2 protein-coding genes are annotated in these 1,042 nt (G+C 36.9%); both read right to left on the reverse strand.

From position 1 onward, the window contains the following. Positions 1-90: 90 nt before the first annotated feature. Positions 91-513, reverse strand: coding sequence for a type II toxin-antitoxin system VapC family toxin (locus JWG44_RS13375; RefSeq protein WP_205275461.1), 423 nt, complete (start codon positions 511-513; stop codon positions 91-93). Beyond that, positions 503-772, reverse strand: a complete 270-nt coding sequence (locus JWG44_RS13380; RefSeq protein ID WP_205275462.1) for a DUF6364 family protein — start codon at positions 770-772, stop codon at positions 503-505. The genes JWG44_RS13375 and JWG44_RS13380 overlap by 11 nt, the downstream gene beginning before the upstream one ends. Positions 773-1,042 lie beyond the last annotated feature (270 nt).

Raw genomic sequence — 1,042 nt, forward strand, 5'->3', positions numbered from 1 at the left:
ATGTGGCTTTAGCCCGAAGTGAGCGCGAGCGGGAACCGTGAGTCGCGAACGGAGTGAGAAGCCGAAGTTAGACGCTGGCGTCGATACAAGCTACCGAAGAGATTTAATAAATTCCTCACAATTTAAAATTGAAAGATCATGTTTAGGATAATCTTTTTTATTCCTCGTTAAAAATATTCCAATCCCTTCTCTTTTTGCGACGTGATATTGTATCGAATCTTCGAAGTCTTTAATATCCGAATCGAGTGCTAAATCAATAATCTTATCATCAACACTCAAAATATTGATTAAGATTCGAAGTGACTTTACTTTATTTAAAGCTTCTTTATGCCCAAGAAATTTTCTCAATAAATAGAAAATATTCCATATAATTAATGATGAAATATAACCTTGTATTTTACCTATCTCAATCAAATTAAATACTTGTGCTGAATATTCGAAACCTTCAGGTCGACTATACAAAAAATCAATTATAACGTCTGAATCTAAGAATACTTTCTTTTTAGAGGCCATGCTTCTTTCTCAAATATGCAACTTTATCCTCTTTAATATCTATATATTCTTTGCCTTTTAGAAGTCCGGCTAAACTTTTTGTTATTGGGGCTAAATCCTGGGATTTCGTATCTACTTTTTGTCCACGTTCAGATTCTTTTGTCAGTTCAGCCAAGTAATCTTCAATGATGTTGGATAAACTTTTATGTCGTTTCTGCGCATATTTTTTAGCTTTCTCAATAACGGTCTTTTCAATAGATAAAGTTAGTTTAGTAGTCATGAAATAATCCTACGTATAGAATAATATTTGCCATACGTATTTCAAGATTTTTTCTCTGAAATTTCGAATTTCGTGATCCATTTTCGACGCTGGCGTCTAACGACAGAAGCTTGCCGACGTCGCGTCCCCGAGCGCCTGCGCGCGAAAGGGTCGCGAACTTCTCTTACTAAAAAACTCTTCTTTGACTATTAAGCCAAGTTCGCGAAGCGATGTGTCGGAGACCGAAGTGAGTCCGAACGGGAACCGTGAGTGACGAACGAAGCGGCAAGC

Origin of the sequence: Leptospira ainazelensis, assembly GCF_016918785.1 — a bacterium.
In the GTDB taxonomy this organism is placed as follows: Bacteria; Spirochaetota; Leptospiria; order Leptospirales; family Leptospiraceae; genus Leptospira; species Leptospira ainazelensis.

What these genes read in the sequence shown, in the direction of transcription:
- JWG44_RS13375 (WP_205275461.1), bottom strand. Translation starts at nt 513, where the DNA reads ATGGCCTCTAAAAAGAAAGTATTCTTAGATTCAGACGTTATAATTGAT.
- JWG44_RS13380 (WP_205275462.1), bottom strand. Translation starts at nt 772, where the DNA reads ATGACTACTAAACTAACTTTATCTATTGAAAAGACCGTTATTGAGAAA.